Raw genomic sequence first — 26,164 nt, forward strand, 5'->3', positions numbered from 1 at the left:
CTAACCCATGTATGGACTTGCGACGACACCGCGTCGCTTCCGCTTCTTGGGTTTTATTACACCGCGCGGCTTTTCTGTCATTTCCGGTTCCGGCGAAGCTGCCGCGTCCGCCTCTGCCGGGGCGGGCTCCCCGCCTGTCTCTGCCGGGGCCTCTTCGGGTTCCTGTTTTTGAAAGCCGCGAAGCTCGACGAGGCGTTCCGCGATGCTGGCGGCACGCTTATTCAAGTTGATCCCACCAATAATAAGGCCCTGAAGCGCGGCATAACCATAGACGCGGCAGTCCAACGCTTCGTTGCGCGCTTTGTCCGGTTTCCACCATTCGACAATCTTGAAGCCTTTGACGAAGCGCGTTTTCTTGCGCTCCGCTGTTAACTGTTCGAAATAATCCCGGTCACGGTCGGTCGGAAAATGGCACGCACCGGCACCGCGCGCATCGGGCCCCGTTTTTCGAAGCCTCGCCGTGATAACCTCCTTCGCGCTATCGACCCCGATTGCGTAAAGATTGATCCTGCCTTTATTGTTACGGCTCGGCTTCTTGGGCCAAACCGGGCGCTTTCCAGCATAGCCCTTGATACCCCATATGCGTCGGCCCTCGCGCGGCCTGATAAAGCGGTAGGCGTCTTGGGTGTTTGCGCCGCCGGTATCGATACAGGCGGCAGCAATCGCCATACCATCGGGAAAGGCGGGATGTTCGAACCGACGTTGCAGATAATCGTCAAGCTGTTCCCATACTTCAAGCTCCGAAGGGTCGCCCGGAATGACTTGATAGTCCACGCTCCATGACTCTTCGTCTTTCCCCCAACCGATAAGTTCCGCTTCCAAACGGTCGGGCTGGACGTCGACGCCCATGGTCAGCAACGCGACACCGTCCGGCAACGGCTCCGCCGTGAAGTCCTCACGTTTCGCAAAGAGTGAATCCGGGTCTACTGTTTCACCCGTGGTATCGTCCCATTCTTCGCCAAGCACGTTATTGACGAATGTTTGCAACAGGGCAGGGTCTTCCTTTGCGGCGAGGAAGCGAATGGCGCATTCCTCCCATGAATACCAAGGCGAATAGAGCGCGCTAAGGTGATAGCTGCGGTAATTCGGTCGCTTTGCCTCGGCAGTAGGAACCCACTTCGCCCCATTTTCTTCGGCAAGCAGGTGCTTTTTTCGATGGTTGGGGTGTCGGTGACCGCAGCCCGAAATCTCCCCGGTTTTCTTGTCCACGGTTTCCAAGCATACAAATACTGCGGTTTCCGGCTTTCCCGGTTCCCACTTGATCTTGTCCCACGTGATAGGTTGGAGCTTCCCGCACTTCTCGCACTTCACGTTGTAATATCGCTGGTCACCTTCGCGGAAAGCTTTGCCGATGCGGCTTGACGCTTTCAACAGCGGTGTCGACAACATGAAAATCTTGCGGCGCGCCGAGAACGCCGAAGTTCGGTCAATGGCAAGGGATACCGGGTCGCCGGATTCCTCCGCGCTTTCGGGATAGCCGTCGACTTCGTCAAGCACCAATGCTTTGACTGGCAGGCCACGCAACCCGGATTCCGAGTTGGCACCTGTCAGGACGAAGACGCCACCGTCATATTCTTTTGAGAAAATCGTATTGCCGGAGTCGCGGGACCGGGCCGGTCGGATTTTAGCCGATAGTGCCGGGCTTGCTTCGATCATGGGATCGATACGGGTTTTCGAAAACTTCTTCGCCATGTCCAGCGACGGCATGACGTACATCATCGGGCCGGGTGCATGGTGGATGGTGTAGCCGACGAAGTTGAAACCGGCTTCCGACATGCCGATCTGGACGCCCTTCATGACGGCTTGTTCGCGCACCGGAGAATAGGCGGACAGATTGTCCATGATTTCGCGAAGGTATGGGGTCCGCGACGTTCGCCAGTCGCCGGGCTCCGCAGACGAAACCGATGACAAGACGCGGTTCTTGTCGGCCCATTGCGAAACGGTATAGGGAGGGTCCGGGCGAACGGCGTCCAAGCCTTCGCCTATCAAAAAAGAATAGCCGTCTAGGAATTCGGTTTGCCGTGATTGAAACGTCAATCCTGACTCCCCTCATCTTTGTAAGGGGACTTCGCGTCAGCGAATGAATTGAGGGCGTTTCTGATTTCAGCTTCCAGAACGCCGACAAACTCGCCAACAGGAAGGGCGAAGCGATCCGCGATATCCGGCCCATGTCGGGCCGCGAAATTCAGCATGTTGTCGCGAAAGGCACGCATTAAATCGCGCACGGCACGGGCCGCATCATCGCGCGACACAAGCTGGCCGTTCTTTATATCAAGCTCAATTTTTGCGGATTGCAGTTCAATGGCAAGCTTCGCCTCTTTCATCGCGGCGAAGCGCCCGGCTTCCTTCGGTGGCGGCTTCGCGGCCTTGCCCCGGTTCCCTCTTTGCTTCGAAATATCGGTGCCGTTGTGAAACTCTTCTTCGAAGGTATCGGGATCAATAGTCCCGTCCGGCAAGACCGATTTAGATAGCTTGCCATTCCGAATCCGGTTGCGAACCGAATTTTCGGCCAAACCGAGGCGGCGCGCCGCTTCTCGTATCGAAATACCCGATGCCATCAATGCACCCCGGCACGGTGCATCGCGTCTTGAACGATTTGGTTTAGGTCAACTGTTTCGCCCTGCTGGCTATCTTCCTCGGCTTCTTCATCCGGGGCTGATGCGTCGCCGGGTGCCTCGCTCATGCGGCGACGGCTCTTCGGCGTCCCGCCGATCTGGTCGGCGATCTTAAGCATTTCGGTCCAGCACTTGTCGGATATCGTCAGCCAAGGGTTTACCTTCGGTCCCTGCGCGCCCATGACGACTTCATTATCTTCGGCCTCTTCGTCCGCCTTCGCCTTCCGAACCGCCAATATGCAATATTGTTCAAGCAACGCCCGGTCGCAAACCGTGAGGATGCCGCCCCATGCATCGGGGCTTGCCAAAGCTTCCCAAAGCAGACGTTCTTTATCGCCAAGATGTTCGGGAGGGCTTCCAACCATACCGCTCATGACCGCTCAATTCGTTCGAAGAGGTTTAGCGACAATGCACCGATATTGACGAAATGAAAATATTTGGCGCGCATGATCCTTTTCCTCTATACATTTTGCATATTTGATGGGATAGTATTTGCAAATTGTCAATCTACAGAAAGGGAAAGACCATGAAGAGCTACAACGTCAAGAGCAACGCCAAACGGTTTGCGCGCGGTATCGCGTCGAAGTATCCAGCGATGTATGTTGCTGCGGAGCCGGTGCCAGTTTCCGAAGGTGCCCGCGAGTGGTATCCAGCACTTACAATCGTCGGTGAAGAGTACCGCGCCGTTATGGCCGAAGTCCGGGCTACTTGTGTGATGACGAATGACGACGACGAAAACGATATCGAAAAGGCCGAGCCCGTTATCGCTGCGGCGGACGTGCAGGCCGATACCGTAGTCGTCACCCCTCAAATATTGGGCCGCGCAATACGTGCCAATGAAGAAACGAAGCCTTCCCCTGTCATCGTGGATTATGCGGCGGCGTTGTCCAGTCTGCCACCGCGTAAAGCATCCAGCGCCGAAGAGATCGAGGCCCGCCGCGCGGAACGCAGGGAACGTATCGAAGCGGAAAAGGCGAACCCGACCCCGAAGCTAGAAAAGATCAATAAGAAAAAAATTCTGCTTGATCTTTTGAGGCGCGAAAACGGGGCTACCCAAGCCGAGTTGGAAGCGGCGACGGGCTGGCAGCGTCACACAATTCGCGGTTACATCGCTGGTACGCTTCGAAAGCAGATGGCCCCCCTTGGTCGCGAAATCGCTTGCATCCGGGCAAAAGGTGCGCCAACGCTGTATGTTATCAAGATGAAGGGTGCGGAAGCATGAGCGAGCTAGAACCGTGCCCGTTGTGCCGCCGCCCGCCGTCATCGAAATTCACGGATATCAAAGCCGCGATTTGGTGCGAACCGTGCGGCTTACACATGGAGTATTCGACCGCAATGGTTTCTCTACGTATCGCGGAGGAACATCAACGCAGCATAATTACCAAGCGCTGGAACACCCGCCCCGCACCTGCCGCTACAGATACGGGACTGGTGACGGAAGGGTGTTTATACCTCGACGGCAAAAAATGGAAATACAGCCCAACCCCCGCCTTCGTTAGACACCTTGGATACGAAACCCGCGAACTCTGCGACCGCTCGCAGGCTGTGGAGCTATTGGCGGCGGAAATCAGACGCGAGCGCGATATTGCTGCAAAGCAGCTTTCGGAGGTCGTTGATCGTATGTCCGACGACTACCTTGCCTTGAAGGCCGACAACGCGGCGCAGGCAGCGCGGATTAAGCATGAGGACCCAATAATTGAAGAACTGGAGGACGCTAACCGCGAGCTATTGCAAGAGATCGGCAAGGTTCGAGCGCGGCGGGATACCCTTGAAGCCAAGCTCGCGGCTGCTGAAAAGGCGCTTGAGCCGTTTGCCGCCCATGCCAAAGAACGCGTCGTTGAAGCGACGGAATGGCGTGATGCTGACACGGTGCAGATTATCGTAAGGATTGGGGAACTGCGAGAAGCCCGCGCCATTCTGGGGGGCGCAGAAGCATGAGGGAGCGAGACTTGAACCGGCTCCGGCAAATCCCTGACGGGAGCCGATACGAGGAACCGCGATTTTTCTATCGGGGCAGCGAGCGACGCTTAATTCAATTCGGCTTGATCCGGTCGGAGTATATCGCAGGAATCGGCGCGGACTTTACCAAGCTGACGATAACCGAAGCGGGCCGGGAAGTTCTGCGCAAGCAAGCCTGACGCCGCGCCTATTTTCTCATTACGCCAGAAGATGAAAGTCCCGGAACTCCGGGGCTTTTTCGTCGTCGGGGTGCCCGCGAAATTATGCATAAGCAAAATTGATTTTCCTATCACTAGAAAAAGCCTGCGCGGCCGCGTCCCCCGCACCCTGGACCGGTGGGGAAGTACCTTTTGATCCGATAACTGATTGAAATCATTCACATTTTTGACTTTGGTACAGTGGTGCGCAATGTGGTCGTCAATTACCACTGAACTAGGATGCATCAAATAAATTGAAGTATCAGGATTTGCCGCCGCGATTGCGGGAATAACGATCAAGCTGACGAAGTACGTTGGCCTCAAGCCTTTCAATGGCATAGCTCTCATTTGCACGTGATACCGCGTCTTGTGCCATGGCTTCGGCTATCGCGGCACCCTTCGCTTTCTCAATCTTTCCTCTTTTTCCCTGCACCCATGTCTTGCCGGGACGATGGAAGACGTGCCCGCCCATACCCAATGCACGGTTATGGTCGCCAAGAGGCCCGCCGTAGATGAAGGCTCCGGGATGATGAAGCGTTTGCCCCCAAATCTTTGCGGTGACGCCGTCGCCGTCTTCCTTGGCCTTGAACGCCTTGAGGGGAATAACCGAACCCGAACCCTTGATAACAGCGGTCAAGGTCTGCGGTGTGGAAAAAGGTCTAATCCAGATACCAAGCCTTGCGCGCTTCAACGGTATGGATAGCGTTTTCGCAACGATGCTTTCCGCTTTCCGTTCGACCTGCCGGGCCGAGTCATTTACCGCAACGGATAGCGCTTGATACATGCGAGGCCCCGATAGCTTTTGCATCAGGGCCTTTGCTTGGGCCGAGTCTAGCTTGGCCTTGATTTCGAGATTGTCAGCCATTCAACTCTTCATGAGCGATGATAAGCTTGATAAGCTCGGCTTTGTTCGCATTCGTCGGCGCAGCGATATCGTTCTGGTCGGTATAGGCGAACAGTTGGGCCTTGGTCATAGTACCAAGCTCTGCGGCACGCCCGGAGCCTTCACCTTCGGGCTCGCTGGTCGGATCGTCATGTAGCGCTGCGATACCTGTTTCAACAACTGGAACAGCCGCCCCGGCACGCTTCAAACGTCTGTAGGTCTCGAAATCGAGTTCGATACCGATAGTAAGCGGTTCCTCGGATTTCGTGAAAGCTTCAGCCGATCCGCGCCCATTCGTGACGGTCATATTCCGGGTAATGAGAACTTTCGTCATCGTATCGCATCCTCTTCGGGGCCTTCAAACAGATTTGGTCGGATTAAGCGCTGGAATTGCCAAAACGTCAACACTGTATGTTTTTTTGCCGTGTATTTTTCATTCTGAAAAAAATACAACCAAAAATACACGCTAAACCATTGATTTTACTACATATCTATATTTCTATTTTTTAAAGGAAGATATAATAATATATAGACACGCATATGCACGCATATGCAGGGCGCGCATCACATATGCGCTTATATCTCTCTCTTGGGCCGAGAATTTCATACAAAAATAGATATCTAGCAATATCAATGAGTTAGATTGATTTTTTGCCCCTATTTTTTCTCTATTTTCTTGATGTATGCGGACATACACCCGATTTCATAGAGGTCGCAGCACTTAAAAAGGGGTTCTGTATTTTTCTATACGCCTTCGGCACCCGGACGCGCGACGGAATTGACGTATTGCAAAGTGACTATTCATTTTGTATGGTTATGCGAAGAAAGGATTTGCGATATGTCAATTTCTGATTTGCAGCACTCCGCATTGTTCAACGCGCATCTTCAAGAGCGCAAAGCCCGCCGGAAGCTCTTCAAGGTGATGCGGGAGGTTTTGACGCCGGGCAGCACTATTGAATGGAGGCGCGCCGGTCGTTCCCATTCCGGTGTTGTTGTCTCAATCGCCGAGAAGGTTCCAGTTGTAGCGGCGCGGGTGCGTGGTCGTAGTAGCCTCGCCAATGTTCATATCTCGGAAGTGCTGGACGCCTTCCCTGCGGAACAGGTGACGAAATGAAGGGTATAGTTGCAGTCGCCTTTCTTGGGGCCGTTTTGACAGGTTCCTACCTCGTCTACGCCAATACCCAAGCCGTTGTTGAGGTCGTCGTAACCGGCAAAGAACGGATAACTTACGGCTCCGGCAGCGAAATTCGCAGCAAGTATCTCGTTTTCACCGAAACGGAAACATTCGAGAATACGGATTCGCTGTTTGCCGGAAAGTTCAATAGTTCGGACCTCTACGGCTATTTGCGCGCCGGGCAAGCCTGCCGGTTTAGGGTTTTTGGCTTCCGGGTTCCATTCCTTTCGATGTACCGCAATGTAATCTCGGCTTCATGTGACGCCGCAGGGGGGAGCGATGCAATCCCCAACAATTGATGAATTGAAGGCCCGCGTCGAAGCCGCAACATCTGCCAAGATGGCCGCAGATGCCGCCCTTATCGATGCACGGGCCGATATCAAGAAGGCCGTTTTGAGCGCGTCGGGCTATCTCGGCAAGCTTATCATATCGAAGCGTTGCCCCGCTGGTTTCATTGCCGATGACGGCGACGTCATCTGCACCACTGCGAAGGTTTTCCGGTTGTCGGGTTTCGCATTGAATAACGATGGCAAGCCCGGATTGCAACGCCGCCACGTCTACCCCGACCAGATCATTGAAATTCGCGAAGCACCACAAGGGCAGGCGAAATGACTTCTATCAATGGAGAGGCCCCGTTTCTGGACATGAGCGCCGAAACCGGCCCCGCGAACAATCACGGAAAAAGATCAATGGAATATCGCAGTTTGTATGATCCCGTTGAAGCCGCGCAAGATAGCCGCGCCGTCAACAGATTCAGCAAGTTCATGCTGGCGAAAATGGCGCAAGCCGGAGTCAATGGACGAAGCGGCTGGTACGACAAAGAACGCTGCACCCGCGAATATCTGTCCGATATGCTCCGCAGAGCCGTAGCCAAGGGCGACCCCGTTGATATCGCCAATTTTGCAATGATGCTGCATGATCGAGGCGAAACAGTTGCGCCGATTTGCGGCGAGTTCGATCCCGATTTCCTTGACCCCGCCGACCAGATCGAAATCATCTATACCAATTACAAAGGGGAAACGGCAAAACGCACGATAACACCGCTCAATTTATGGCGCGGGGCCACGGAATGGCACCCCGAACCGCAATGGTTAGTCACGGCATATGACCATGATAAAAAGGTGTTGCGCGATTTTGCATTGAAGGACTTTGGCTATCAGGCCGGGAAATTTCACCATTTCTATAAGAAACCCACCGTGCCGGAAGCCGCCAAATCGTCCAATGCGGTCGTCGTAGTAAATGAAGCCGGTGTCGACTATCTCGTCATCGGGGAAGAGGCTTTCTCAATTTCCTTCATCAAGAATCTTCTGGAAAAAGAAGAACAGCGCCGGGATGGCCGGTTAGAGGCGGGGGCAAGCGTTCCGACCTCCGCCTTCCCGAATGGTTTGGAAGTCATCACCTATCCCGTTGCCAGCTTCTTACATGAGCCCGGCAAGCTTGATGCGCCGGTCGCCGCACTTTCCGGGCGGCTTCATCGTTCCCACGCCAAGGCAATTGCAGCCGCCATTACCGGCACCGATCCCAAAGTCACCGTGGAAGGCGAAGGGGTCTATGACGCCGGTGACGATGCCAAGAAGTGTTACGACCTCGCCGTCGAAGTGAAACGAAAGCGCGGCGACACTCACTGGCCGGAAAGGTTGCAGCCATGACAGCCGCGCCGAAGTGTTCAAAATCGATATCGGAGTTGCAGGCCGATTATAGCAACGCCAGAGCGGAGGAAGCCGCCGCGCGCGACCGGAAACATGAGGCACAACGCGCCATAGAAGCCCATTTGTTTGAGGCTTCGGGGATGGAAGGCAAAGTTATCTTTGACCAGTATCACCGCTACGGCGTCTTGGTCGACGGGGTCAACGTCTATTCCGGTTGCGACTACATCGCCGGTTTCCATGGTTTCGCGCTGAAAAAGGACGGAACACCGAGCAAGAACCGTCGCTTGATCTATTCCGACAAGGTGCTGCGGGTCGAGGAATATACCAAGACCGAACACGGGGCCGCGTCATGAGTATCGAATATATCAAGAGTTATTACCGGGTTCCGGCGCGCGTCGGTGGCCGCGTCGAATACACCGGGGAAAAAGCTGCACGATACGGCACCATAACCGGCGCGCAAGATGCATACCTAACGATCAAGCTTGATGGTGACAACAACGACGCGCCATACCATCCGACATGGGAGCTTCGGTATCTGGACGCCTGCGCATCGTCCTGCGATCAATCTTGACGTTTTGCAAATATTTTGCTTGACCTGCAAACTATTCATTTTGTATAGTTCCTGCATCAAACGAGTTGGGAGCCACCCGAAATGAGCAAGTCGGTTGAAGTGTGGAAGTACGAAAATCGTGAGTACAATTACAAAACCGGCGGATTTCGCATGGTTCGCTACTGGTGTCTTAACGTCAATGGCGAAGTCTTCAAAGGCTTTGGAACGCGTCGGCAAGCAGTAGAGTACGGGCAGCGTCAAATTGGTATGGGGCTTGAGAAATGAGGTTCGTTGCAGCACTGCCACCAAGGAAAACATTAGGCTATTGGCTGATCAGAGACACCAAATACAACGTTTGGGTTGTCAGCGCTAATGGATGGCCGCGTCGCTTCGATACTGAAAAAGCCGCTCAACTCGCCGCGAAAAAACTTAATGAAGAATAAGCCTTCCGGTTTCCGCCCGGAAGGGCGGTTTCCTGAATGCTTATGACTACGGAACGCTACCCCCGGATCAACCGGGGCGGCTTGGTCACGCCTATTTCATTGACGTTTTGCAAAGATCAACGGGGGAGCCGATGCGCCTGACCAAAACTAAGCTTGCATATCTTAGGACGCTGGAACCTGAAGATGCTTTGGCTGAAATCGCGAAATTGCGGGAGGAATACAACGCATATAACCGGGATTACAGGAAGCGCAGGGGAGAAGAGGGCCGAGCAAAGCATGCGGCCAATATGAGAACGTGGCGGAAGAAGAACCCCAAGGCTTCCCGTTCAATTGCGCGTCGCTGGCGCGAAAATCATCCCGAAGCCGTCAGAGAAGAACGGCGCAAGTATAAAGAGACCCGGAAAAAGAAAGGCAGGACGCCCAAAGAATTGGAGGCTCACAAAGAACATAACCGCCGCTGGTACTCCCGTAGCAAAGCCGTCAAATATGTCACCGAAAAGCCGGAAGAGGCCCGTCGCGTCATCGCGCAACAGTTGCCGGGCTATCTCACAGCGGACGCCAAGCGCGATATCACAAACGAGGCTATAACCGCGATCCTTTCCCGCAACGTCTTGTTTGAGGAAATAGGATCATGTGCCAAACCGTTTGTGACGGCCTATAATCGCATGTTCGATCAATTCAAAAATATTTCCATCGATGCCCCGATAAAGGGCACCGAAGATTTGCGGTTGATCGATCTAGTCCCTGCTGATGCATTCCATTTCTAGCGCCGGGGCTCCGGCGCAGCATTTTTCTTCGGCTGCAAGCGTTCCGGCACATGCTCCGCTAAGATGCGCGCCCGGTGCCGCAGTAATAGCCGCCGCTCACCACGCAACTTCACCGCTTCTTCAAATGCGGCGCGTGCCAATAACGCATTAGTTGAGCAGGACAGCAATTGTTCCGGCCTTATATCGTCGTCGTCCCACTGCTCGACCCTGAATTCGAGTGCATCAATCTGGTTTGAATAAGTCATTGTAGGTTCTCCGGCTCATGCCCCGACCGTATACCCTGAAACTGACATTCATCAAGAACAAAAAGAGAACACTGACTAAAGGTTGATCCTCAATTTCTCATTTCGTATAGGGGGAGCGGAAGACAATGGGGCGGGTATGGATAGCATCGCGATCAATAGCGAAACTTTCACGCCGGAAGGCCGTGACGCTGGAGGTTTAGAAATCGGCGAATTGGAACTGCTATTTCAGGGGTGTCGGTTCTCGGCGCGTGCGCGCCGGTTCAACAACGGCGATATCGAAGTCGCCGGTTTTATCGGGCATTACCGGACCAGCAATAAGCCATGGCGGGCAACCGTACTGTATCGTGCCGTGAGTGGTGAAGTTCATATCAATTTCGGACGAGACTACCAGCTAGACCGATTCAGCAAGCAAGAAGAAGTCAGCTTCAAGCCCGAAATCTTCAAGGCGCGGGGCTGGATGGATGACTACTTGCCCGCCGGAGAAAGGCGCGCAATTCCTGCCGCACTCCGAAATCGCAAGAAACTCGCGGCGCGCGACGAAGCATTGATAGAAACGATATCCCGCGATTTTGACGCCGTGGACGGCGACGGTAACCGATACGGTGCAAGAGCGGCGATATTTCGGCTATGGTTCCGGGAGCCCGAAGAAGGCGAGCCGAACTTCTTGGTGCCACCAGAATGGATAGATACCGAGCGTTATGGCTTCCGGCCTCGCTATCTCTGCGGCGGCTTCACATCGGGGCCTTTGCAGGCGTTGAAAATTCAAGGCTCTGAAAGCGAATGCCGTGACGCCGTTGAAGAGTTTTTCGCCAAGGCAGAGAAACGATCAATGAAAAAGGGCAAGCCGGGTTAACGGCTCGCCCATGTTCATCTTCGTATCGTTAGCTTCAGGCCCCGGCCTCAATTTCGTGCCGGGCGGCTTGCGCCAGAAATCCGGATCGGCTTAGACCGCGAGCTTTGGCCGTGGCATCAATCGCTTTTAGTATGCCCCGCTCAAACGAAATATTGGCGCGGACAACAGCGGAGTCATCTTCGATATAGGGAACCGAGATCAAGAAGGCTCCCTTTGCCAACTCCGCCTTGACATCATCGCGCGCGATGATTTCAGCATGTGACGACGCTACAGGCAACTCGGCGTCTTCGGCGTAAAGCTGCAACGCGTCGACGGCTTCCTTGATTATATCATTGATTTCATCCGCAGCCGAAAATACGCCGGGAATATCCGGGAACTGGACGCCATACGCGCTATCGTCGTCTTTGTGTACTAATGCAAAGTAGTGTTTCATAGTCTATCTGCCTCCAAAGCTTTTCTAAAGGTGAGGGAGAAAGGTTGCCCGGCGGGCTGGTCATAACCAGCCCGCTTGTTCTGCGATTGACCTTGCCGTGCCTTGCGGTAGGTCTTTTTTAGGGTGGGGAACAATTACTGTTTTATCCCCTTTTCTGAATTTATGGTGGGAACCCCGCACCGATATCAATTCAAACCCTTCGCTTTTCAGCCTTTTTACTATCTTCCTGCTGTCTCGCTCCATTTCCTCACCCGTTGTTGATGTGTATATATATACACACTAATGGCAGCGCGGTCAAGGGCGATGCGTATTATTTTGCGCAAAAATCCGGTCATGTCCGACTTTGCAATAGCGGGCTGGTTTATCCAAAAATTGACGAAAACGTAAATAAATTTGCAAAATGAAAATAATCGTTGACAGAAAATATTCAAAATGTATAGATGCCTTAATCGGAGGCAAGGCCATGGAAAAAGTTTACATCGGTACGTTTGATACAGTCAGGACGAGGCGACGCGCCCGTCTGGTGCGCTGGTCACCTGTGATATGCGTCGCAATGACGGTTGTTGCGACAAGCCTTTGTATCGCCGCCGCTGCCCGGCTGGCCGAATACCACCAGCACGCAATTGAGGACGCGCGAGTATGACTGCGGCCCCAATTCGCTATCTTCTAAGCACACCAAGTTTTGCCCGGAACGATGCCGAGGTCGACTTCAAGCTGCGACCGGCACCAAGGCGTCGCGGTGATAAATCTCAATGGGTCGATGGTGACGGGATCAAGGTTCGCCTCGTTTCAAGAGCCGCCAATTTGCGCGGGCTGAAACAGGGAGCAGAAATCTATGTCGGCTACGGGTACGAACATTGGCCGCTATCCGAACGTATCGACGCTTCAATCCTCATACGAATGAGGAATTTCAATGAATTGGCTTTCCAGAATTCACGCATTTAAAGGAGTGATAGAAATGCAAATTCCGGTTGTAGTGCATAAAGAATCCGCCGTAGGTCAGTTAGCAAAGGCCGCTGCGGCGAAACTCGGTGTCAGTCTCAAGAAAGGCGTCGTATTCCATATCTACGGCTCGCCGCATGTCGTGGTTGAAACTGGCTGTTTCGGCATGCCGCACTTGTTTGCATATGAACGCATGACGCAACGTGACCCGATATCAGTCGTCATGGAAGAGGCGATCAAGAGGGAAAAGAAACTAAAGGAACGGGTCAAGACCGAAATTGACGAAGAGGCGTTGCGGCTGGTGCTGGCTGAACATGGCTTCGACAATCCGGCAAAAAGCCTCCAAGCTTTGCTCGCCTCCGCCTTAATCAGCTTGAAGAGCCGCGTTCATGACGCCGAAAGTAAGCTTTCGGAAACGCCGCCGGTCATCAATTGCACCATCGTAGTCGACGCCGAACACGAACCCGTTGACATGCGCGATATCGTGGCCGCACTCGTCCGCCAAGTCGACTATGTCCACCAAGGCGCAACGGTCAGGGCTGCTTGATCTGCCGTGTATCGGTATGGTTAAGAAACAAGGTTAAGTTGTACTTAACCATTAGCGAATAGCCTGCCCCGGAATCGCGCGTGTGCGCACGGAACTGCAAGGGGCAGACAATGAAATATAGCGTCAATTTGCTTTTAGCGGGTTTGGCTTCGGCTTCCGCAATTTTGGTGGCGGCTCCTTCCGTAGCCGCCGATATGGTTGAGCCGGTGCCCGAAGTCGTTGTTGCCCCTCCGCCGGTTGCTAGTGGCTGGTATCTACGCGGCGACGTCGGTTACTCATGGAGCAAATTCAAAGAAGCCGAGTTCGCTACAATCGACAATTGCGCAACTTGCGGCGGCGATCCCACCTTTGGCAGCAATACGCTGTACGGCGATCTGAAAGGTTCTTTCTTGATCGGCGGCGGCGTCGGCTATCAGGTCACCGATTATTTCCGTACCGACTTCACGGTCGATTACATGACCCGTGCCAAGTTCGACGGCTATACCTTCGGGTCGGCCTGCAACGGAGATATGGATTGCGCTTCCGATGATCGCGGTCGCCTTTCGGCGCTCTCACTTCTTGCCAATGCCTATGTTGATCTTGGCAATTTCGGCGGATTTACGCCTTATGTCGGTGCCGGTATCGGTGGAACCCGCGTAAAGTGGGGCGACCTCCGCGACTACAGCAAAGACCCCAATACCGTGCAGGAAGGTGCGGCAGACTGGCGATTCACCTATGCTCTTATGGCCGGTACTTCGATTGACCTGACGCAAAGCTTGAAACTCGACGCCGGATATCGCTTCCGTCACATCAACGGCGGCAAAATGTTCGAAGGCAATCAATGGATCGGTGACGCCTATGACAAAGGCATGAACGTTCATGATGTGCGCGTCGGCCTACGGTATAGCTTCGGCGGATAATCCAAGAAAAAGGGCGCTAAATGCGCCCTTCTTTATGCCTGCTGTCCAACGATGACACCAGTATTTTGAACGACCTGGACGTAACCGAGTCCGGTAATTGAGTAGCCAGCGGGACCGCCACCGGCCCCCGGAGCGCCGCCCCCGTTGTTACCGTTTCCACCAGCCGCACCAGCCGCACCATTTGCGCCCCATCCGCCGCCATCGCCCCCGCGTCCACCGGCCCCGGCATTTGCTCCGCCGCCCGCTCCCCATGCCCCGGCCCCGGCTCCGGCACCATAGCCGACACCGTTGCCGCCGTTGCCGCCTGCACCGCCGCTTGTGTAGTGACGTTGCGACGCTGGATAAGTTCGATAAACGTAGTAGCGGGTGAAATAGCCGTCCTTAATAACCTGCGCCCCTCTATAATAAGTTCGGCCATCGGCGGCGGTATACGAGCCGATGTTTGAGTCGCCAACTGAAAATACTTGCGTTCCGCCCCACGTTACCCATGACTTGAAACCGACCATCCCCTCCGATTTAGACCAATAAGTATTGGGGTAATCGTAATACTCTCCGCTTGCTGGCTCACGGGCAGTATATGCCTCGTCCCAAAATCCGCCGCCGCCGTCGCCGCCGCGTCCGCCGCCACCGCCACCCGCGCGAATGGTGCCGGAATTGATAAGCTGCAACTTCTGCCCGCTTCGCCCGCCGAAAATCGCCCTGATACAGTTGCCGCCGCGCCCACTGTTGCCGCCACCGGGAACGCCTGAAATTACGCCCCGGTTTTCGAGTATGAGATCGCCGTTCCAACTGCCCGCTTGGCCGGTGGCATCCCAAGCCGGGACCAAGGCCCAATCAAGATTGTTGCCGCCGATTTCGACACCGGCAGGGATAACAACGCGTTTTTTTGTGGCCGAGGCCCAGTCAGTCGGCGAAAACAAATCTTGCAAGCAAACCGCTACGCGGCTCGTCAAGTTCACCACGATTTCAGAAGACTTCCCGCGCAAGTCAGCAAACGAAATCCCGCCGGACGGCTTCCCGGCGAGGGCTCTCACGGCGGGGTCATTCAAGGAAAACGGCGTGTTGTCAGCGCGACCGAGTTCGCGGTTTATCATTGCGGCAGTGATTACACCAGTTGACGGCAAAGTCATGCTTGATACCCCTCTACGTTGCCGGTGCCGGTGATATCGCCTTCGACACGGATTCCGCCTGTAAAGGTTGCCCCGGAAAGCTTGGCGTATCCTTGCAGCAATTCGTCTATTTCGGCGCGAGTATAGATTTCCGGTTTGCCTTCAAGCTCGTCGTACTTCGTTGTACCCGGAGGGCCGACCGGCCCCTGTTCTCCGGTGTCGCCTTTTTCTCCTTGTTCCCCACGGCCAAACGGAATTGCGGCAGACCATTCGCCGGGCGTCGAACGGCGAAGATAAAGACGGCTGTTCACTTCATCTAAAAAAGTGAATCCTTCCTCTTCTGCGTCGTATTGATCGCGGTCGGCAATCGTACCCGAAGCGCCGATTTTGAACGGCTCGCCGGGGTCACCCTTTTCGCCACGGTCGCCCTGCGGGCCGAGGAGATCGGAGATATCAATAAGGTCGAACCATGGCCCCGCACCGATACGGTACTGAATGTGAGTGCCATTATTACGAAGTGACGTTTCGTCGCCGGGGCGTCCTTGCGGTCCTTGTTCGCCGCGCGCACCTTCTTCGCCTGTATCGCCCTTTTCACCCTTCGGGATGGTGCGAATAGCGTTTTCCAGCTCAAGCAAAAACGTGTTCCAAAACGCTTCATTGAAGGCGGTAGTGCGCTTCGCATGGAATTGCTCGGCTAGTGTTTTCTTACTCATAAAGCGGTTCCTCACGCTTTGGGCTCGTAGCCGCCGATATTCCCGGTAGCGGACAAGTTGCCTTCGACCGAAACATCACCGATGAAGGTCGGGTTCTTTACCGTTGCAAAACCCGAAATTGCCGCCGTGATCGCATCCGCAACAAGTTTTTCGACTTGCTGTTTCGTGTAGTAGCGGTCGTCGTGGTTATGTTCGTCCGGCGGGAACGTGTACGGCTTTTCTTGCAATTCGTCCCATGTAGTCACGCCGTCTTTGCCATCTTGTCCGGGCGGGCCGATTTCGCCCCGTTCCCCACGGTCACCCTTTTCGCCGCGCCCAAAGGGCAGTCCCTCCGACCATTCGCCCGGCGTTTCAAGACGGAAGAAAAGTAAGCCTACATCGGTCGCCAGATAGCTAAAGTCTTTGGGCTGATTATCGAAGGCGATGCGGCCAGACATAGGCCCGCTTTCATCAACCTGAAAGGAGTCGCCTCGGTCACCCTTGTCGCCGCGCTCGCCTTTATCGCCCTTTTCGCCACGGTCGCCCTGCGGGCCGCGCGGGCCTTCAATTCCGCGATGCCCTTGCTCCCCACGGTCGCCCTTCGGCCCGCGTAAGTCTACAAGCTCCCCGTATTCTCCATTCGGGTTCATCAGGCGCAACGCCGTCCCGTCCCATATATGGGCAGGGATATTTTGCTTGATGATTTCCTCTATGGCGCTCTTGATCGCCTGCAACGCGACGACCGTATCGCTTGCTTGCCTCGCGGACTTCTCCGCCGATGCTGCGTCGTCATGCGTGGCACGCTGAATGTCCGAAAATTCGCGGAGCTTGTCCCGCGCCTTCTCTAGCAAATCAGTCAGTATTCGGCCCACTGCCGCGTCGGTGGAGTCTGCCATATCGCCTCACAAGATGGATTGCGGCGAAATTACCATTTGCGCGATAGCGGACCTATGAAGGAAACGGGGAAAGGAAAAGCCCGGCACTTCGTACCGGGCTGCTGTTTTTTGTAATAATGATCAATTTCGCCAAGGGATAGGGCTTGCGCGGGAATGAACATATGTCGAAATGCGGCTCGCCGAAATCTTGAAATGCTCTTTTCCGGCCTTGACCGAATTGAAGCTAATACTTCGCCCGCCAATAAATCGGGCACCCCGGACGTGCGGAACTGACGCCACCGCGAAATAATCAAGCTTCATAAAATGATCCGGCGGAGCATCCGCGTTCGGGGCGGATACCATGACAGGGCCGGGCACTGCTGCATGTGCCGGAGCCATAACGGTCAGCGCAAGAATGAACCCCATAGAAAGAGCATAGCCCAAACAAGCAAAAGCGCGTGTCAGCTTCATGTAAGAAGGTTCTCCGTGAATAGCGGGCGGGTAAAGGATCAAACCCCGCCCGCTAATGTTGCCCGGTATCGTCGGGCGTTACGCCGGTTCATTCCGCATTTGATTGCGCTGCAAGCACCGGAAACAAGCCCGCAATTTCGACCCGGCACCTTGGGAGGACTTGCCGGGCGCGCTGTTCAAGCGCTGTTGGGTTCGATGTTGCACAACTATTCAGTTTTCAGCAAGTTGATCTTACATCGTATCTTCAATTTTATAAGAGCGAACCGCATCAACGGGAACAACAATGAATGGTGTGTTGACCCCATTTGCGAAATAGCGGTTACCTTTACCGGGATACGCGCCCGGAATTGTTTCAAGTATCTTGCGCCATTTCGTTCCAGCCCATTCAGTATTTTTCAAAAGTGAGCGGAAACTTTCGGCTGATGTTGTTATTTCGCATTTTATATCAGGAAACTCTCCGACAACCTTGATGCCGAGGCGGGCCAGTGATTGAATTGCAGAATGCTTACGCTTGTTGACGACTTGCTCAACGGTCACATTGTTGACCTGTTCGATATAAGTGTCGTCATAAGCGGCAATTTCGATAAGCTCGCCGACTGTCCGCTCCCATGTACCGCCTTCTGGCGTGTTGTGCCTCACCATATGGCCGGTGATATGCTGCAAGAATCGCTCGGCGTCGCGCGCGCCGTCACGTGCGGTATGGTCGGACCAGTCGTTGCCCCGAATCCATTCAAGCGCGGTTTCCACGGTTACCGGCTTCGTCGTGTTCAATATGTAGGCCCCGGCGAGCAGTGGCCCCAATTGGTCACCCAAACGCTGCGCGCCAAGATGGATAGTTGCCGCCGCTGTAAACACCGACACATACTGACGTAGCGTCGGAAGATTTTGGATTGTTCGAGCCAATAGGCGGGCCGCAAATTCGGGAGTCATCAGTTCCACGATATCGGAAACAAGTTTCTCCCACGCTTTCCGGCTCGCTTCTTCCTCTTCAGGGGAGCCCATAGGGGGAGGGGCCAACGTCAATTGCGTAAAACGGCTTTCGTCTGCGAAACCTTCGATTTGCGTATTGATCGATGCAAAGACGAACATTGAACGGGCGCGGTAGCCCCGTGTCTTCTGGCTGGAAGTACCTTTCAATATGAGGCCGTCCGATTCCGAAGCTGCAACACGTGCAAGGTCCAAAATTGACCTGATACGCGCCTGACTTTGCATGTCCTTCGGCTCGGATTCATCGAAGATGATAGGCAGCGCGTCCATTCCGAGCGCGCCGCGTATGCCCGCTTCGGTCGTGTTGCCGACGACACTATGGGCCGTGGATGCAAGGGCAGCTTTGACGATCCTGTCCATGACCGTCGATTTACCGGACCCGGCGGGACCATTAATCCAGAGATGCGGTCGCCAGTGCAGAAATCCGCACACCGGAGCCACGACACAAAACCCGGCAAGAAGATATCCAGATAGTGCAGATTGCCAGCGCAAAGACTTGCAAAGTGTCAGGAACCTGCGCGATTCTTCCGTTGATGCCGGGCGTTCGATAGCGACGTCGATGTTGTCGCCTTCGTCATAGACATAACGGCTCTTGTGGTTGGCAATGTCTTTCCTGATGCCATCCACGATCAGAGATTCGCCAGAATGGAAAACCGCAGTTTGCGACTCAAACCATGCGCCGCGACCCCGAACCAAATTGTGAGGAACGAACTTACGCCGAAATTTACAGGCTTGCACGCAAGCGTTAATCGCCTCCGGCCAGCTTACGCCGCCCTCCTTGCTCTTGCCGGGAAACTCGAACTCCCACCATTGAAGAGGGGCAAGCCGGACTAGGTTCGCCATTTTCAAGGCGCTGCCCGGCAGTTCGATGACTTGCGCCACATTAGCAGGCTGGAAGAAATACGTTGTGCCGTCCACGCCGAGGCAACGGAAATGCGGTGAGCCGAAGTCGGCCAATGGGTGCTGTCGGTCGCCGCCACTGTTGGCTTCTGCCGATGCGTCCGGCAAGTACTCGCTCCCGTCAGGGCCGTCATACTCCATCGGCGGGGGCGCATCTTGGTCCGGGATAGGATCGACCATTTTCGGTTTTGGGCTGATCGCTTCACGCAATGCGGTCTTGACCGCATCTAGACCATTGAGGCGCGCGAGGTCGTCAAAATCGGTGTTGTCGATATCACCTTCCGCAAACTCCGGTACAGCAACGATTCCTCCCGTCGCCTCTGCTGCCTCCTTGGCGCGGGTTACGCCGGGGTTTTCAACCGGCTTCGTGGTCATTCTGTCGTTGTCTGCGGCGTAAACCAGCCGGGCCTTGGGAAACTTGGCGCGTATCGCCTTTCCAACCGGGAGAAGGTTTCCGGCGTCGAAAGCGGCGATGCAAAGGCTGTTGGTCGCTTGGTGGACGCGCGCAGCCGTAGCGTAGCCCTCGGCGATGAAAATAAAAGCGTCGTCTTTTTCAGGGGGCTTGCCGACGCTATGATAGTTCCCCTCCTTTGGGGTTCCCTTCATAAAGAATTTCTGCCCGTCCGCTTGGATAAGCTGGACTCCAACCAGACATTTTTCAGGTGAATAAACTGGTACGACGAGGTTGCCGGAGCGCGCTACGCGCGGCTTTTCCTCTTCGGGGTCAATTACATACTTTATGTTATCCGTCAGCATCCGAAGGCCGGGGAAAACCGGAAGCCCCTTTTTCGCCAAATACGGATGATCCGGCGACGCCTTAACCGATGCTTTCATCACAAGCGCGGCGGCTTCCGCAGCGGCGGCATTAAGTTTGGCTTGAGCCTCCTTGCGCTTGCGCGCCGTTTCCTTCATCCGCGCTTGAAGAGACTGCTTTTCTTCTGCGGTCATGCTGGACGGCTTTTTTGCCGTCCAAGTGTCCTCAATACCGAGTTGCATGTCGGCGAACGCTCCCGCAGGAACGCCGTCGACATGTAGTACATACCAGATATGCGCGTTGCGCTTTTTCTTTTTACCAAGCGCGTCGGCCCGGTGCAGTTCACCGTCTGGAATCGGATGCGGCCCGCCTTTCGACCCGGTATCCATATGGACGCCAGCCGCGCGCATCGCGTCCAGAAAGTCGGCGATGATTTCCGCCGTCGAATGCTCTTGTTGCAAGGCTCAATCCTTGAAAAGTCGGGCGTTTAGGGCTTCGGTTTCGTCGCGAACAATCTCCGCGATGCCGCCAGCCTCGCGGATAACCCTTGCGAAATTCAGTTGCTCTTTGGTCGCGCGTCCGGTTCCGTGCTTCACTTCCCAAGATGCAAAAACGAGCAAAGTTTTTCCGACCATGTCCGGAGTAACGACGACGCGCTCACCGCCGATAAGATCACCGGAGCCGGTGCAAAGTCCCGCTTTGATAGGGTAGGCGTCTAAAACAACGCGCTCACCGCCGCGCGCCTTATATACTTGGCCGGGTGCCAGTGAGAACGATTTCCCGGCCCATCCGTTGGCCGTGGTGTTACGGAAAACGATGCGCCCCGCCTCCGATAGCGCCAGCATGATACGGTTCATCAGTGCGGTTGAGGCTTTCATTTGCGCTTCCCCTTCCGCAGTTCTGCGACGATATCCTCCTTGCAACCGCAGACGACAGCGGCAAGCAGGAAGATGCCAGCCCAAAATTCGGAGCCATTTACGAATGCAGCAATCAGAGCGGCCAATAGAAAAATGAAGGTCATAACATCACCGCTTGAGCCGGAACGACTTCCGCTGGCTTCCATTTTTCGAAGTCGGATTCGATCTGCGCAAAGTTGATTGGATGCTGCGCCCGGAGGTCTAGCGGGTTGCTACCCTTGACGTAAATTCCCCTGCCGTCGCCGAATTTTAGCCAGTGCATCGCGAGCCATCGCTGACGGTTTATCTCGACATGCTTGAAATCAGCTATCGTGACGAAACCGCGCCGCTCCAAAAGGATGCAAATCTTAATGGCCTTAATCTTCCACTCCGAAAGTTGGACCGGAGCGGCGGAGCCTGCGGCGACGTCTGGCACATAGTCCGGCACGCCCTCACGAAAAAGCGGGCATTGTTCGTGCCAATTTCTGCGGTCGTCCCATAGGTCGCGGACCGTTGGTAACTCCGGTGTAAATGGCTTTACCTCACGCCGATGCCCGATGATGCCGTAACGACGCTCATACTCGGTAGCCTCGTGCTCGACGGCTTCGGGCGACTTCATTTCAATGACGGTCACACCGAAGCGCCGTGCGATTTCGGACATATCCGCTCCGGCGGTTCCGTCTGGTACAAGTACGGCACGGAAATCGGGCCCATGGCCCTGACGGCTTGGCGATAAAGATTCCAGAGCTTGAACGATGACTTTGGCGTTAAGGCTCTTCTTGGCCTCTATGCCGATCTGCACTCCGTCGAGAGTTCGGACCAGCAGGATGTCGAAACCAGCGGTTTCGGGGTAGGCGGTCCATCCTTCCGGTAGCCGTGATATGAAAGCGGCGCAAAGAGCGGCTTCATTCGCAAAACTCGACTTCATGACTTGCCGCCCTTCTTGGGCTGGCGAGCGCAAACCTCGCCGTAGTGGCGGAAACACTTTTCGGCTTGTTCCGGCCCGTACCATTCGACAAACCGAACTGCTATCGCGTCAAGCATGCCGAACGCGGCAGCGTCACACGGCAACCCTTGCGCCGAGTGATGCGCAAGAATATCGGTGGCCCCGGCCCGCGCTGCGTCGCGAACCGATTGCATCTTCAACGCTTCCATAGGTTCGAGGTCGCCGGTTTTAATAAAATCCGCGTATTTTTTCATCGCGCGTACCTTTTCTCTGCATTGCGGTGCCGGGCTTCCATGACTTTTCGAGCCCATCCGTGGGGGTTCTTCATTCCGCGCGCCCTGCCGAGCGCGACTAAATCTTCGAGTGATTTTGCTTGGGCTTGCTCCCGCTTCCGTTCGCGAACGGCTGTACTGCGGTCGACTTCTGTCAATTCGCCCTCAAGCTCTTCGACCGTCCGCCCCATCGTGGGGTATTCGTGTCCGCAGTTCGGACATGAAGGGGCGGGTTTATGAACACGAAAGCAGGAAGGGCATTGTCGGGTCGTGACTGCCGGTTCTTCGTCTTCTCCGGCACCGCCGCGCTTTTTCTTTTTGCGACCCGCAAGCGTCCAATCCCGGTCATCATCCGGCAAGCCGTGGCCGCGCCCGCCTTTGTCCTTATCGATGGTGTTTGCAGAATGGTCGAGAATGAGGGCGTATGGCTTCGGACCCGCCGCAATCGCTTGAATTCGCCCCTCTTGCGTTTCTAGGTCATAGCCGGGGGCGTAAACCGGGCGAAGTACGCGACCTATCTGTTGGAGAAAGAGGCTAAGAGAGTGGGTCGGTCGGCAGAGAATTGCGACCTCAATGGCTGGTAGGTCAAACCCTTCGGAAACAAGGTCAACGGATGACAGAATTTCAATTCTGCCATCTTCGAAAGCCCGTATGAGTTCGTCACGGTTCTGCGATTCTCCGTCGATGTGAGCGGCGCGGTATCCTGCCGCTTGGAACTGCTCCACCATCGCAAGCGAATGCTTAATCGACACGCAAAACACGATGGCTTTGCGTTTATGCGCCAGCATGCGGTAATGCTTGACAACATCGCCGACGATCTTGGTCCCGCTCATTCGGTCGGCGAGTTCGCCCTTATTGAAATCGCCAGCGGTTTTTTTGATGCCGCTTAGATCCGGCATGCTCGGAGCGAACAACCGATAGGGCGCAAGATATCCTTGCTCTATCAGCCATGCCGTAGACGGCCCTACGACCATGCGATCAAACCACTTGCCGAGCCCTTCACCGTCCAGCCGTTCCGGCGTAGCCGATAGGCCGACTATCTTGGCGCCGCCTTGGCGATAGGTATCAATGACCTCGGCCCAAGTTGCCGCCCCGGCGTGGTGTGCCTCGTCAGGGATATAAAGGTCGGGCGTTCCGTACCAGTCCAAGCGCTTTTGCAATGTCTGAATGCTGGCAATCTGCACGTTTTGGCGACGGTCGCCAGTGAAGCCAGCCGCTATGACACCGTAGGGGATGCCAACCTTGTCGAAGGTTTTTGCCGTCTGACGGATAAGCTCTTTGCGATGGACGCCGAAAATAACCTTGCGATTCCGGCGCGAAGCGGAGCCCGCCATAAAGCCGGATATTGCCGTTTTACCGCCACCCGTTGCCATTACATCAAGCACGCTCTGCACGTCGCGGAGCGCGTCGCGGGTTTCCGTTACCATTTCGGCTTGATAGGGGCGTAGCTTAAACCCGCTCATTCCGTACCGCCCATCAGGATCAATAATTGACAATATGTCATTGTATTCGGACCAATATTTGCAAAACGTCAATCAAAGGGGCGAAAAAAGAGGAAGGCCGTTTGCTGGCTCCGCAACGGTTCGGGCGCGCTTCCTTTCATCTGGCCCGGCGAGAATTAATTTCATTCGCCGTTCTATGTCGCCCTGATACTCTTCTTCCCATTCTACAAGCACTGCGTCGCAGCCCTCCCAATATGCCGCTGCCCCGGTTGTCCCGGTGCCCGCAAATGGATCAAGTATGAGGCCACCTTTGCGGCAAACCAGCCTCACCAGCCAGCGCATCACGTCCACGGGTTTGACCGTTGGATGCTTGGAACCTAGCCGGTCATCGTGGTCGGCTTTCGCCGAATAGAAAAATCTTGCTGCGGACCCTTCGTCACCGAAACCAGTTATAGCGATGCCGCCGCCGTACTGTCCGAAAACGTTATTGTTGCCGCCTTGCTTGGTGCCCGCAGGCTTCCCGCTTTCCACTACGGGGAAAGCCGCCAAAACTTCCGGGCTTCCGTCATGAAGGATATTTGCCGGGAATCTTCCCTCGGACGGGCGGGGCGTGCCGGATTTGTCTCCGGGCGAGCACACATTTGTGCGGCTTCCGCCAGCGCTCCCGCCCCATCCCGTAACCTTTTCAGCCGGTATCTTACATGCACCGACATTGATCGCCCCGGTTCCCCAAAAAAGGACATTCTCCGCCACAGTTGCGGGCCGCAGTTTTCCATTTTCGTCGGGGATCATGCATGGCTTGCGTGCAAGACAAATCGGCTCCCATGCCGGTTTGAGAGCGGTTCCCCATCCTTCCCACGCTTCGGCTTCCGGGGAACCGGGCGCTGTTATGTCTCGCTGGTAAGCGGGGCGCGTTCCGTTTTTGCCAGCATTCAAATGCCCGCTATTCCGCATGTCGTTGGCAATTGTTTCAGTACCGACGACCTCGCGCTCTGCCCCAAGCATTTTATCAATTGCCTTGCTGACATTGTGCGATTTGGGGAAGCCAGTGCCATACATCCAAGCAAGCTGGTCACGGATTTCGAAACCAGCTTCTTCAATAGCATCGGCTAGGTGGTGATAGGTTCGCGTACCAGAGAAGGCCGCGACGTGTCCGCCCGGCTTCAACACCCGGTAGACTTCACGCCAGAATTCCGCTGCGAAAGCAGTATCGCCCGTATCCCATTTCTTCCCCATGAAACCGGCGCTCGATCTAGCAAAGGCTCCCGCCGCGCCGTCCTTCGGCGTAGCCGGTGCGGCTCCATCCGCGCCGAAGCGCTTCACGATTGACGTAAGTGCATAAGGGGGGTCGCAGACCACGGCATCAACGCTGTTGTCGGCCAACTCTTTCAGGCGATCCCGGCAATCGCCGGGTTTCAGAACGATCCGCCCATCAAAGAAAGTCATATCCGTCAAAACAGTGATCCTTGTTCATGTCGGGTTTTGGGCTTGGCGTCCGAAGGCATTTTCTTTTCGTCAATTTTGGACGCCTGTTTTTCCATTTTGTCAATACGATGCGCAAAGCAACGCCATTCGCCCGTTTTTCCTTTCAGTAGAAACACGCCATAGCCCCAACCGGCGTTAGGATCGCCGCATATCGAACACTTATGAGTGAAAAGCCGGGCAATTTTTTTCTCTTTCGAGTCGGTTATTTTGGTGACGCTCATTTACAACTCGTAACATTGGCTGATAGATATTGCCATCCTGTAAATTTTTAATCAATATGTTTGCAAAATGAAATGTATGGGGGTGCCCGTGTCAATCCCAAGTGTCAGCGGTCAAACGCTTTTTTCATTTGGAGGATGAAAAGCTTGCGCCGGGGGAAGGAGACATTGGGACGCGTTGCGAGGGAACGCGCGGGAATCGGGGAGTACCATGAAAATTTGAGTGAGCATGACGAATTGAAAAAACGGTAGTACGAAATACTGATATCAGGTGATACGAATTGACAAACTGCAACGAAAGAAGGCATTGTCGCTCTGAAAAACGCAGGGCGAACGAATGGCAGACAATAAGAAGTGGTTTCTGGACCGTCTCAAGGACAAGCGGCTTACACAAGTCAAACTTGCGGAACTCCTTGATATGTCGCCTTCAACGCTTTCCCTCCTATTTGCGGGGAAGCGGAAAATGAGAGTTGAACAAGCTGCGGAAATATCTCGCTTCCTTGGTGTACCGCTCAATGACGTTATGGCGCATGCAGGCGCTAATGTGCCTGCCGGTGGCAACGGCGGAGGAATGCATTCAATCGTCGGTTGGGTTGATGACCACGGCCACGCGACACTTGACTGGACAGAGAAGGGAAGAAAGGCCGAATTACCGGGCGCATACCCGCCAACGGCGGTTTGCATCCAGTTCAGGACTACGCAAGGGTTTTACGCACTATGGGATGGCTGGTTAGTAGTTACCCTGCCGCCGCGCGAACCGGAGCCGGAGCAGCTTCTCGACCGGTACTGTCTGGTTTCGGTCAAAGGTTCCGACAAGCCTATCCTTCGCCAAGTTCGGCGTGGGTATTCGCCTAACCGTTATACTTTGGTGGATTTCGTAAGCGACCCGATTTACGACGCCGAGTTGGCTTGGTTCTCCCCTATTTTAGCGATCATCCCACGCTAAATTTGTAAAACGTCA

35 protein-coding genes are annotated in these 26,164 nt (G+C 54.9%); 16 read left to right on the forward strand and 19 right to left on the reverse strand.

From position 1 onward, the window contains the following. From F9K91_RS04955 to F9K91_RS04965, 3 genes are read right to left on the reverse strand one after another with little or no spacing between them, the layout of a single operon-like run. Window positions 1–1,974 carry a phage terminase large subunit family protein gene (locus tag F9K91_RS04955; protein ID WP_235912773.1) on the reverse strand — a complete coding sequence of 658 codons (1,974 nt, stop codon included), beginning with the start codon at window positions 1,972–1,974 and terminating at the stop codon, window positions 1–3. 59 nt (window positions 1,975–2,033) lie between these two features. Beyond that, window positions 2,034–2,558, reverse strand: a complete 525-nt coding sequence (locus tag F9K91_RS04960; protein ID WP_151677319.1) for a hypothetical protein — start codon at window positions 2,556–2,558, stop codon at window positions 2,034–2,036. Then, window positions 2,558–2,989 (reverse strand): phage terminase small subunit P27 family, encoded by a 432-nt coding sequence (locus F9K91_RS04965; protein ID WP_151677320.1) that lies wholly within the window; start codon window positions 2,987–2,989, stop codon window positions 2,558–2,560. The genes F9K91_RS04960 and F9K91_RS04965 overlap by 1 nt, the downstream gene beginning before the upstream one ends. A 152-nt stretch (window positions 2,990–3,141) precedes the next feature. Between F9K91_RS04965 and F9K91_RS04970 the strand changes: the two genes are divergently transcribed. Both F9K91_RS04970 and F9K91_RS04975 read left to right on the forward strand, forming a co-directional pair. Further along, entirely contained in the window at window positions 3,142–3,837 is a 696-nt protein-coding gene (locus F9K91_RS04970; protein WP_235912774.1) for a DUF3489 domain-containing protein, read from the forward strand. Continuing rightward, a complete protein-coding gene (locus F9K91_RS04975) occupies window positions 3,834–4,553 on the forward strand; it encodes a Lar family restriction alleviation protein (protein WP_151677321.1) in 720 nt (239 codons plus the stop codon). Before F9K91_RS04970 ends, F9K91_RS04975 begins: the two co-directional genes overlap by 4 nt. 480 nt (window positions 4,554–5,033) lie before the next feature. Here the strand turns inward: F9K91_RS04975 and F9K91_RS04980 are convergent, their stop codons facing one another. Next, window positions 5,034–5,636 (reverse strand): hypothetical protein, encoded by a 603-nt coding sequence (locus tag F9K91_RS04980; RefSeq protein ID WP_151677322.1) that lies wholly within the window; start codon window positions 5,634–5,636, stop codon window positions 5,034–5,036. After that, on the reverse strand, window positions 5,629–5,988 hold the full coding sequence (locus F9K91_RS04985) for a hypothetical protein (protein ID WP_151677323.1): 360 nt from the start codon (window positions 5,986–5,988) through the stop codon (window positions 5,629–5,631). The genes F9K91_RS04980 and F9K91_RS04985 overlap by 8 nt, the downstream gene beginning before the upstream one ends. Before the next feature lie 504 nt (window positions 5,989–6,492). Here F9K91_RS04985 and F9K91_RS04990 point away from each other — a divergent pair. The 8 genes from F9K91_RS04990 (at window position 6,493) to F9K91_RS05030 (ending at window position 10,237) form a co-directional block, all read left to right on the forward strand. Beyond that, window positions 6,493–6,768 carry a hypothetical protein gene (locus tag F9K91_RS04990; protein ID WP_151677324.1) on the forward strand — a complete coding sequence of 92 codons (276 nt, stop codon included), beginning with the start codon at window positions 6,493–6,495 and terminating at the stop codon, window positions 6,766–6,768. After that, on the forward strand, window positions 6,765–7,127 hold the full coding sequence (locus F9K91_RS04995) for a hypothetical protein (protein ID WP_151677325.1): 363 nt from the start codon (window positions 6,765–6,767) through the stop codon (window positions 7,125–7,127). The genes F9K91_RS04990 and F9K91_RS04995 overlap by 4 nt, the downstream gene beginning before the upstream one ends. Further along, complete coding sequence (locus F9K91_RS05000) at window positions 7,108–7,440, forward strand: hypothetical protein (RefSeq protein ID WP_151677326.1); 333 nt, start codon at window positions 7,108–7,110, stop codon at window positions 7,438–7,440. Before F9K91_RS04995 ends, F9K91_RS05000 begins: the two co-directional genes overlap by 20 nt. Next, window positions 7,437–8,477: a hypothetical protein gene (locus F9K91_RS26160; protein WP_208852676.1), complete on the forward strand. Its 1,041-nt coding sequence runs from the start codon at window positions 7,437–7,439 to the stop codon at window positions 8,475–8,477. Before F9K91_RS05000 ends, F9K91_RS26160 begins: the two co-directional genes overlap by 4 nt. Further along, window positions 8,474–8,830 carry a hypothetical protein gene (locus F9K91_RS05015; RefSeq protein WP_151677327.1) on the forward strand — a complete coding sequence of 119 codons (357 nt, stop codon included), beginning with the start codon at window positions 8,474–8,476 and terminating at the stop codon, window positions 8,828–8,830. Before F9K91_RS26160 ends, F9K91_RS05015 begins: the two co-directional genes overlap by 4 nt. Beyond that, window positions 8,827–9,048 (forward strand): hypothetical protein, encoded by a 222-nt coding sequence (locus tag F9K91_RS05020; protein ID WP_151677328.1) that lies wholly within the window; start codon window positions 8,827–8,829, stop codon window positions 9,046–9,048. The genes F9K91_RS05015 and F9K91_RS05020 overlap by 4 nt, the downstream gene beginning before the upstream one ends. An 81-nt stretch (window positions 9,049–9,129) precedes the next feature. Continuing rightward, on the forward strand, window positions 9,130–9,312 hold the full coding sequence (locus tag F9K91_RS05025) for a hypothetical protein (RefSeq protein WP_151677329.1): 183 nt from the start codon (window positions 9,130–9,132) through the stop codon (window positions 9,310–9,312). 289 nt (window positions 9,313–9,601) lie between these two features. Beyond that, window positions 9,602–10,237 carry a hypothetical protein gene (locus tag F9K91_RS05030; RefSeq protein WP_151677330.1) on the forward strand — a complete coding sequence of 212 codons (636 nt, stop codon included), beginning with the start codon at window positions 9,602–9,604 and terminating at the stop codon, window positions 10,235–10,237. On the opposite strand, the gene F9K91_RS05035 is transcribed toward F9K91_RS05030, so the two are convergent. Next, window positions 10,234–10,482 carry a hypothetical protein gene (locus F9K91_RS05035; protein ID WP_151677331.1) on the reverse strand — a complete coding sequence of 83 codons (249 nt, stop codon included), beginning with the start codon at window positions 10,480–10,482 and terminating at the stop codon, window positions 10,234–10,236. The two genes, F9K91_RS05030 and F9K91_RS05035, sit on opposite strands and share 4 nt — an antisense overlap. A 136-nt stretch (window positions 10,483–10,618) precedes the next feature. On the opposite strand from F9K91_RS05035, the gene F9K91_RS05040 reads away from it, so the two are divergent. Beyond that, on the forward strand, window positions 10,619–11,335 hold the full coding sequence (locus F9K91_RS05040) for a hypothetical protein (RefSeq protein WP_151677332.1): 717 nt from the start codon (window positions 10,619–10,621) through the stop codon (window positions 11,333–11,335). Between the two features lie 34 nt (window positions 11,336–11,369). On the opposite strand, the gene F9K91_RS05045 is transcribed toward F9K91_RS05040, so the two are convergent. Both F9K91_RS05045 and F9K91_RS05050 read right to left on the reverse strand, forming a co-directional pair. Next, the gene (locus F9K91_RS05045) at window positions 11,370–11,768 is read right to left on the reverse strand and encodes a type II toxin-antitoxin system HicB family antitoxin (RefSeq protein ID WP_151677333.1); all 399 of its coding nucleotides are present in this window, start codon (window positions 11,766–11,768) and stop codon (window positions 11,370–11,372) included. A 60-nt stretch (window positions 11,769–11,828) separates the two neighbouring features. Then, window positions 11,829–12,011: a type II toxin-antitoxin system HicA family toxin gene (locus tag F9K91_RS05050; RefSeq protein WP_151677334.1), complete on the reverse strand. Its 183-nt coding sequence runs from the start codon at window positions 12,009–12,011 to the stop codon at window positions 11,829–11,831. 220 nt (window positions 12,012–12,231) lie between these two features. Here F9K91_RS05050 and F9K91_RS05055 point away from each other — a divergent pair, with 220 nt between their 5' ends. The 4 genes from F9K91_RS05055 to F9K91_RS05070 all read left to right on the forward strand — a co-directional run bounded on the left by F9K91_RS05055 (window position 12,232) and on the right by F9K91_RS05070 (window position 14,156). Next, window positions 12,232–12,411 (forward strand): hypothetical protein, encoded by a 180-nt coding sequence (locus tag F9K91_RS05055; RefSeq protein WP_151677335.1) that lies wholly within the window; start codon window positions 12,232–12,234, stop codon window positions 12,409–12,411. Further along, the gene (locus F9K91_RS05060; RefSeq protein WP_151677336.1) at window positions 12,408–12,713 is read left to right on the forward strand and encodes a hypothetical protein; all 306 of its coding nucleotides are present in this window, start codon (window positions 12,408–12,410) and stop codon (window positions 12,711–12,713) included. Before F9K91_RS05055 ends, F9K91_RS05060 begins: the two co-directional genes overlap by 4 nt. Next, entirely contained in the window at window positions 12,682–13,257 is a 576-nt protein-coding gene (locus F9K91_RS05065; RefSeq protein WP_151677337.1) for a hypothetical protein, read from the forward strand. The genes F9K91_RS05060 and F9K91_RS05065 overlap by 32 nt, the downstream gene beginning before the upstream one ends. A gap of 110 nt (window positions 13,258–13,367) precedes the next feature. Then, window positions 13,368–14,156: an outer membrane protein gene (locus F9K91_RS05070; protein WP_151677338.1), complete on the forward strand. Its 789-nt coding sequence runs from the start codon at window positions 13,368–13,370 to the stop codon at window positions 14,154–14,156. Between the two features lie 32 nt (window positions 14,157–14,188). Here the strand turns inward: F9K91_RS05070 and F9K91_RS25905 are convergent, their stop codons facing one another. The 11 genes from F9K91_RS25905 to F9K91_RS05115 all read right to left on the reverse strand — a co-directional run bounded on the left by F9K91_RS25905 (window position 14,189) and on the right by F9K91_RS05115 (window position 25,206). After that, window positions 14,189–15,286 carry a hypothetical protein gene (locus F9K91_RS25905; RefSeq protein WP_167522176.1) on the reverse strand — a complete coding sequence of 366 codons (1,098 nt, stop codon included), beginning with the start codon at window positions 15,284–15,286 and terminating at the stop codon, window positions 14,189–14,191. After that, complete coding sequence (locus F9K91_RS05075) at window positions 15,283–15,978, reverse strand: collagen-like domain-containing protein (protein WP_151677339.1); 696 nt, start codon at window positions 15,976–15,978, stop codon at window positions 15,283–15,285. Before F9K91_RS05075 ends, F9K91_RS25905 begins: the two co-directional genes overlap by 4 nt. Before the next feature lie 11 nt (window positions 15,979–15,989). After that, complete coding sequence (locus F9K91_RS05080) at window positions 15,990–16,853, reverse strand: collagen-like domain-containing protein (protein WP_151677340.1); 864 nt, start codon at window positions 16,851–16,853, stop codon at window positions 15,990–15,992. 681 nt (window positions 16,854–17,534) lie between these two features. Beyond that, window positions 17,535–20,333, reverse strand: coding sequence for a toprim domain-containing protein (locus F9K91_RS05085; RefSeq protein WP_151677341.1), 2,799 nt, complete (start codon window positions 20,331–20,333; stop codon window positions 17,535–17,537). 75 nt (window positions 20,334–20,408) lie between these two features. Further along, window positions 20,409–20,822 carry a VRR-NUC domain-containing protein gene (locus tag F9K91_RS05090; RefSeq protein ID WP_151677342.1) on the reverse strand — a complete coding sequence of 138 codons (414 nt, stop codon included), beginning with the start codon at window positions 20,820–20,822 and terminating at the stop codon, window positions 20,409–20,411. After that, entirely contained in the window at window positions 20,819–20,965 is a 147-nt protein-coding gene (locus F9K91_RS25910; RefSeq protein ID WP_167522177.1) for a hypothetical protein, read from the reverse strand. The genes F9K91_RS05090 and F9K91_RS25910 overlap by 4 nt, the downstream gene beginning before the upstream one ends. Then, entirely contained in the window at window positions 20,962–21,768 is an 807-nt protein-coding gene (locus tag F9K91_RS05095; RefSeq protein WP_151677343.1) for a hypothetical protein, read from the reverse strand. The genes F9K91_RS25910 and F9K91_RS05095 overlap by 4 nt, the downstream gene beginning before the upstream one ends. Further along, entirely contained in the window at window positions 21,765–22,040 is a 276-nt protein-coding gene (locus F9K91_RS05100; RefSeq protein ID WP_151677344.1) for a hypothetical protein, read from the reverse strand. The genes F9K91_RS05095 and F9K91_RS05100 overlap by 4 nt, the downstream gene beginning before the upstream one ends. Further along, window positions 22,037–23,521: a DEAD/DEAH box helicase gene (locus F9K91_RS05105; RefSeq protein WP_151677345.1), complete on the reverse strand. Its 1,485-nt coding sequence runs from the start codon at window positions 23,519–23,521 to the stop codon at window positions 22,037–22,039. The genes F9K91_RS05100 and F9K91_RS05105 overlap by 4 nt, the downstream gene beginning before the upstream one ends. A 72-nt stretch (window positions 23,522–23,593) precedes the next feature. After that, window positions 23,594–24,946: a DNA methyltransferase gene (locus F9K91_RS05110; RefSeq protein ID WP_235912791.1), complete on the reverse strand. Its 1,353-nt coding sequence runs from the start codon at window positions 24,944–24,946 to the stop codon at window positions 23,594–23,596. A gap of 5 nt (window positions 24,947–24,951) precedes the next feature. Beyond that, window positions 24,952–25,206, reverse strand: coding sequence for a hypothetical protein (locus tag F9K91_RS05115; protein ID WP_151677347.1), 255 nt, complete (start codon window positions 25,204–25,206; stop codon window positions 24,952–24,954). Window positions 25,207–25,540: 334 nt separating this feature from the next. Here F9K91_RS05115 and F9K91_RS05120 point away from each other — a divergent pair, with 334 nt between their 5' ends. Continuing rightward, complete coding sequence (locus tag F9K91_RS05120; protein WP_151677348.1) at window positions 25,541–26,149, forward strand: helix-turn-helix transcriptional regulator; 609 nt, start codon at window positions 25,541–25,543, stop codon at window positions 26,147–26,149. The last annotated feature ends 15 nt before the right edge of the window (window positions 26,150–26,164 follow it).

It is taken from the genome of Brucella tritici, from assembly GCF_008932295.1.
Lineage (GTDB): Bacteria > Pseudomonadota > Alphaproteobacteria > Rhizobiales > Rhizobiaceae > Brucella > Brucella tritici.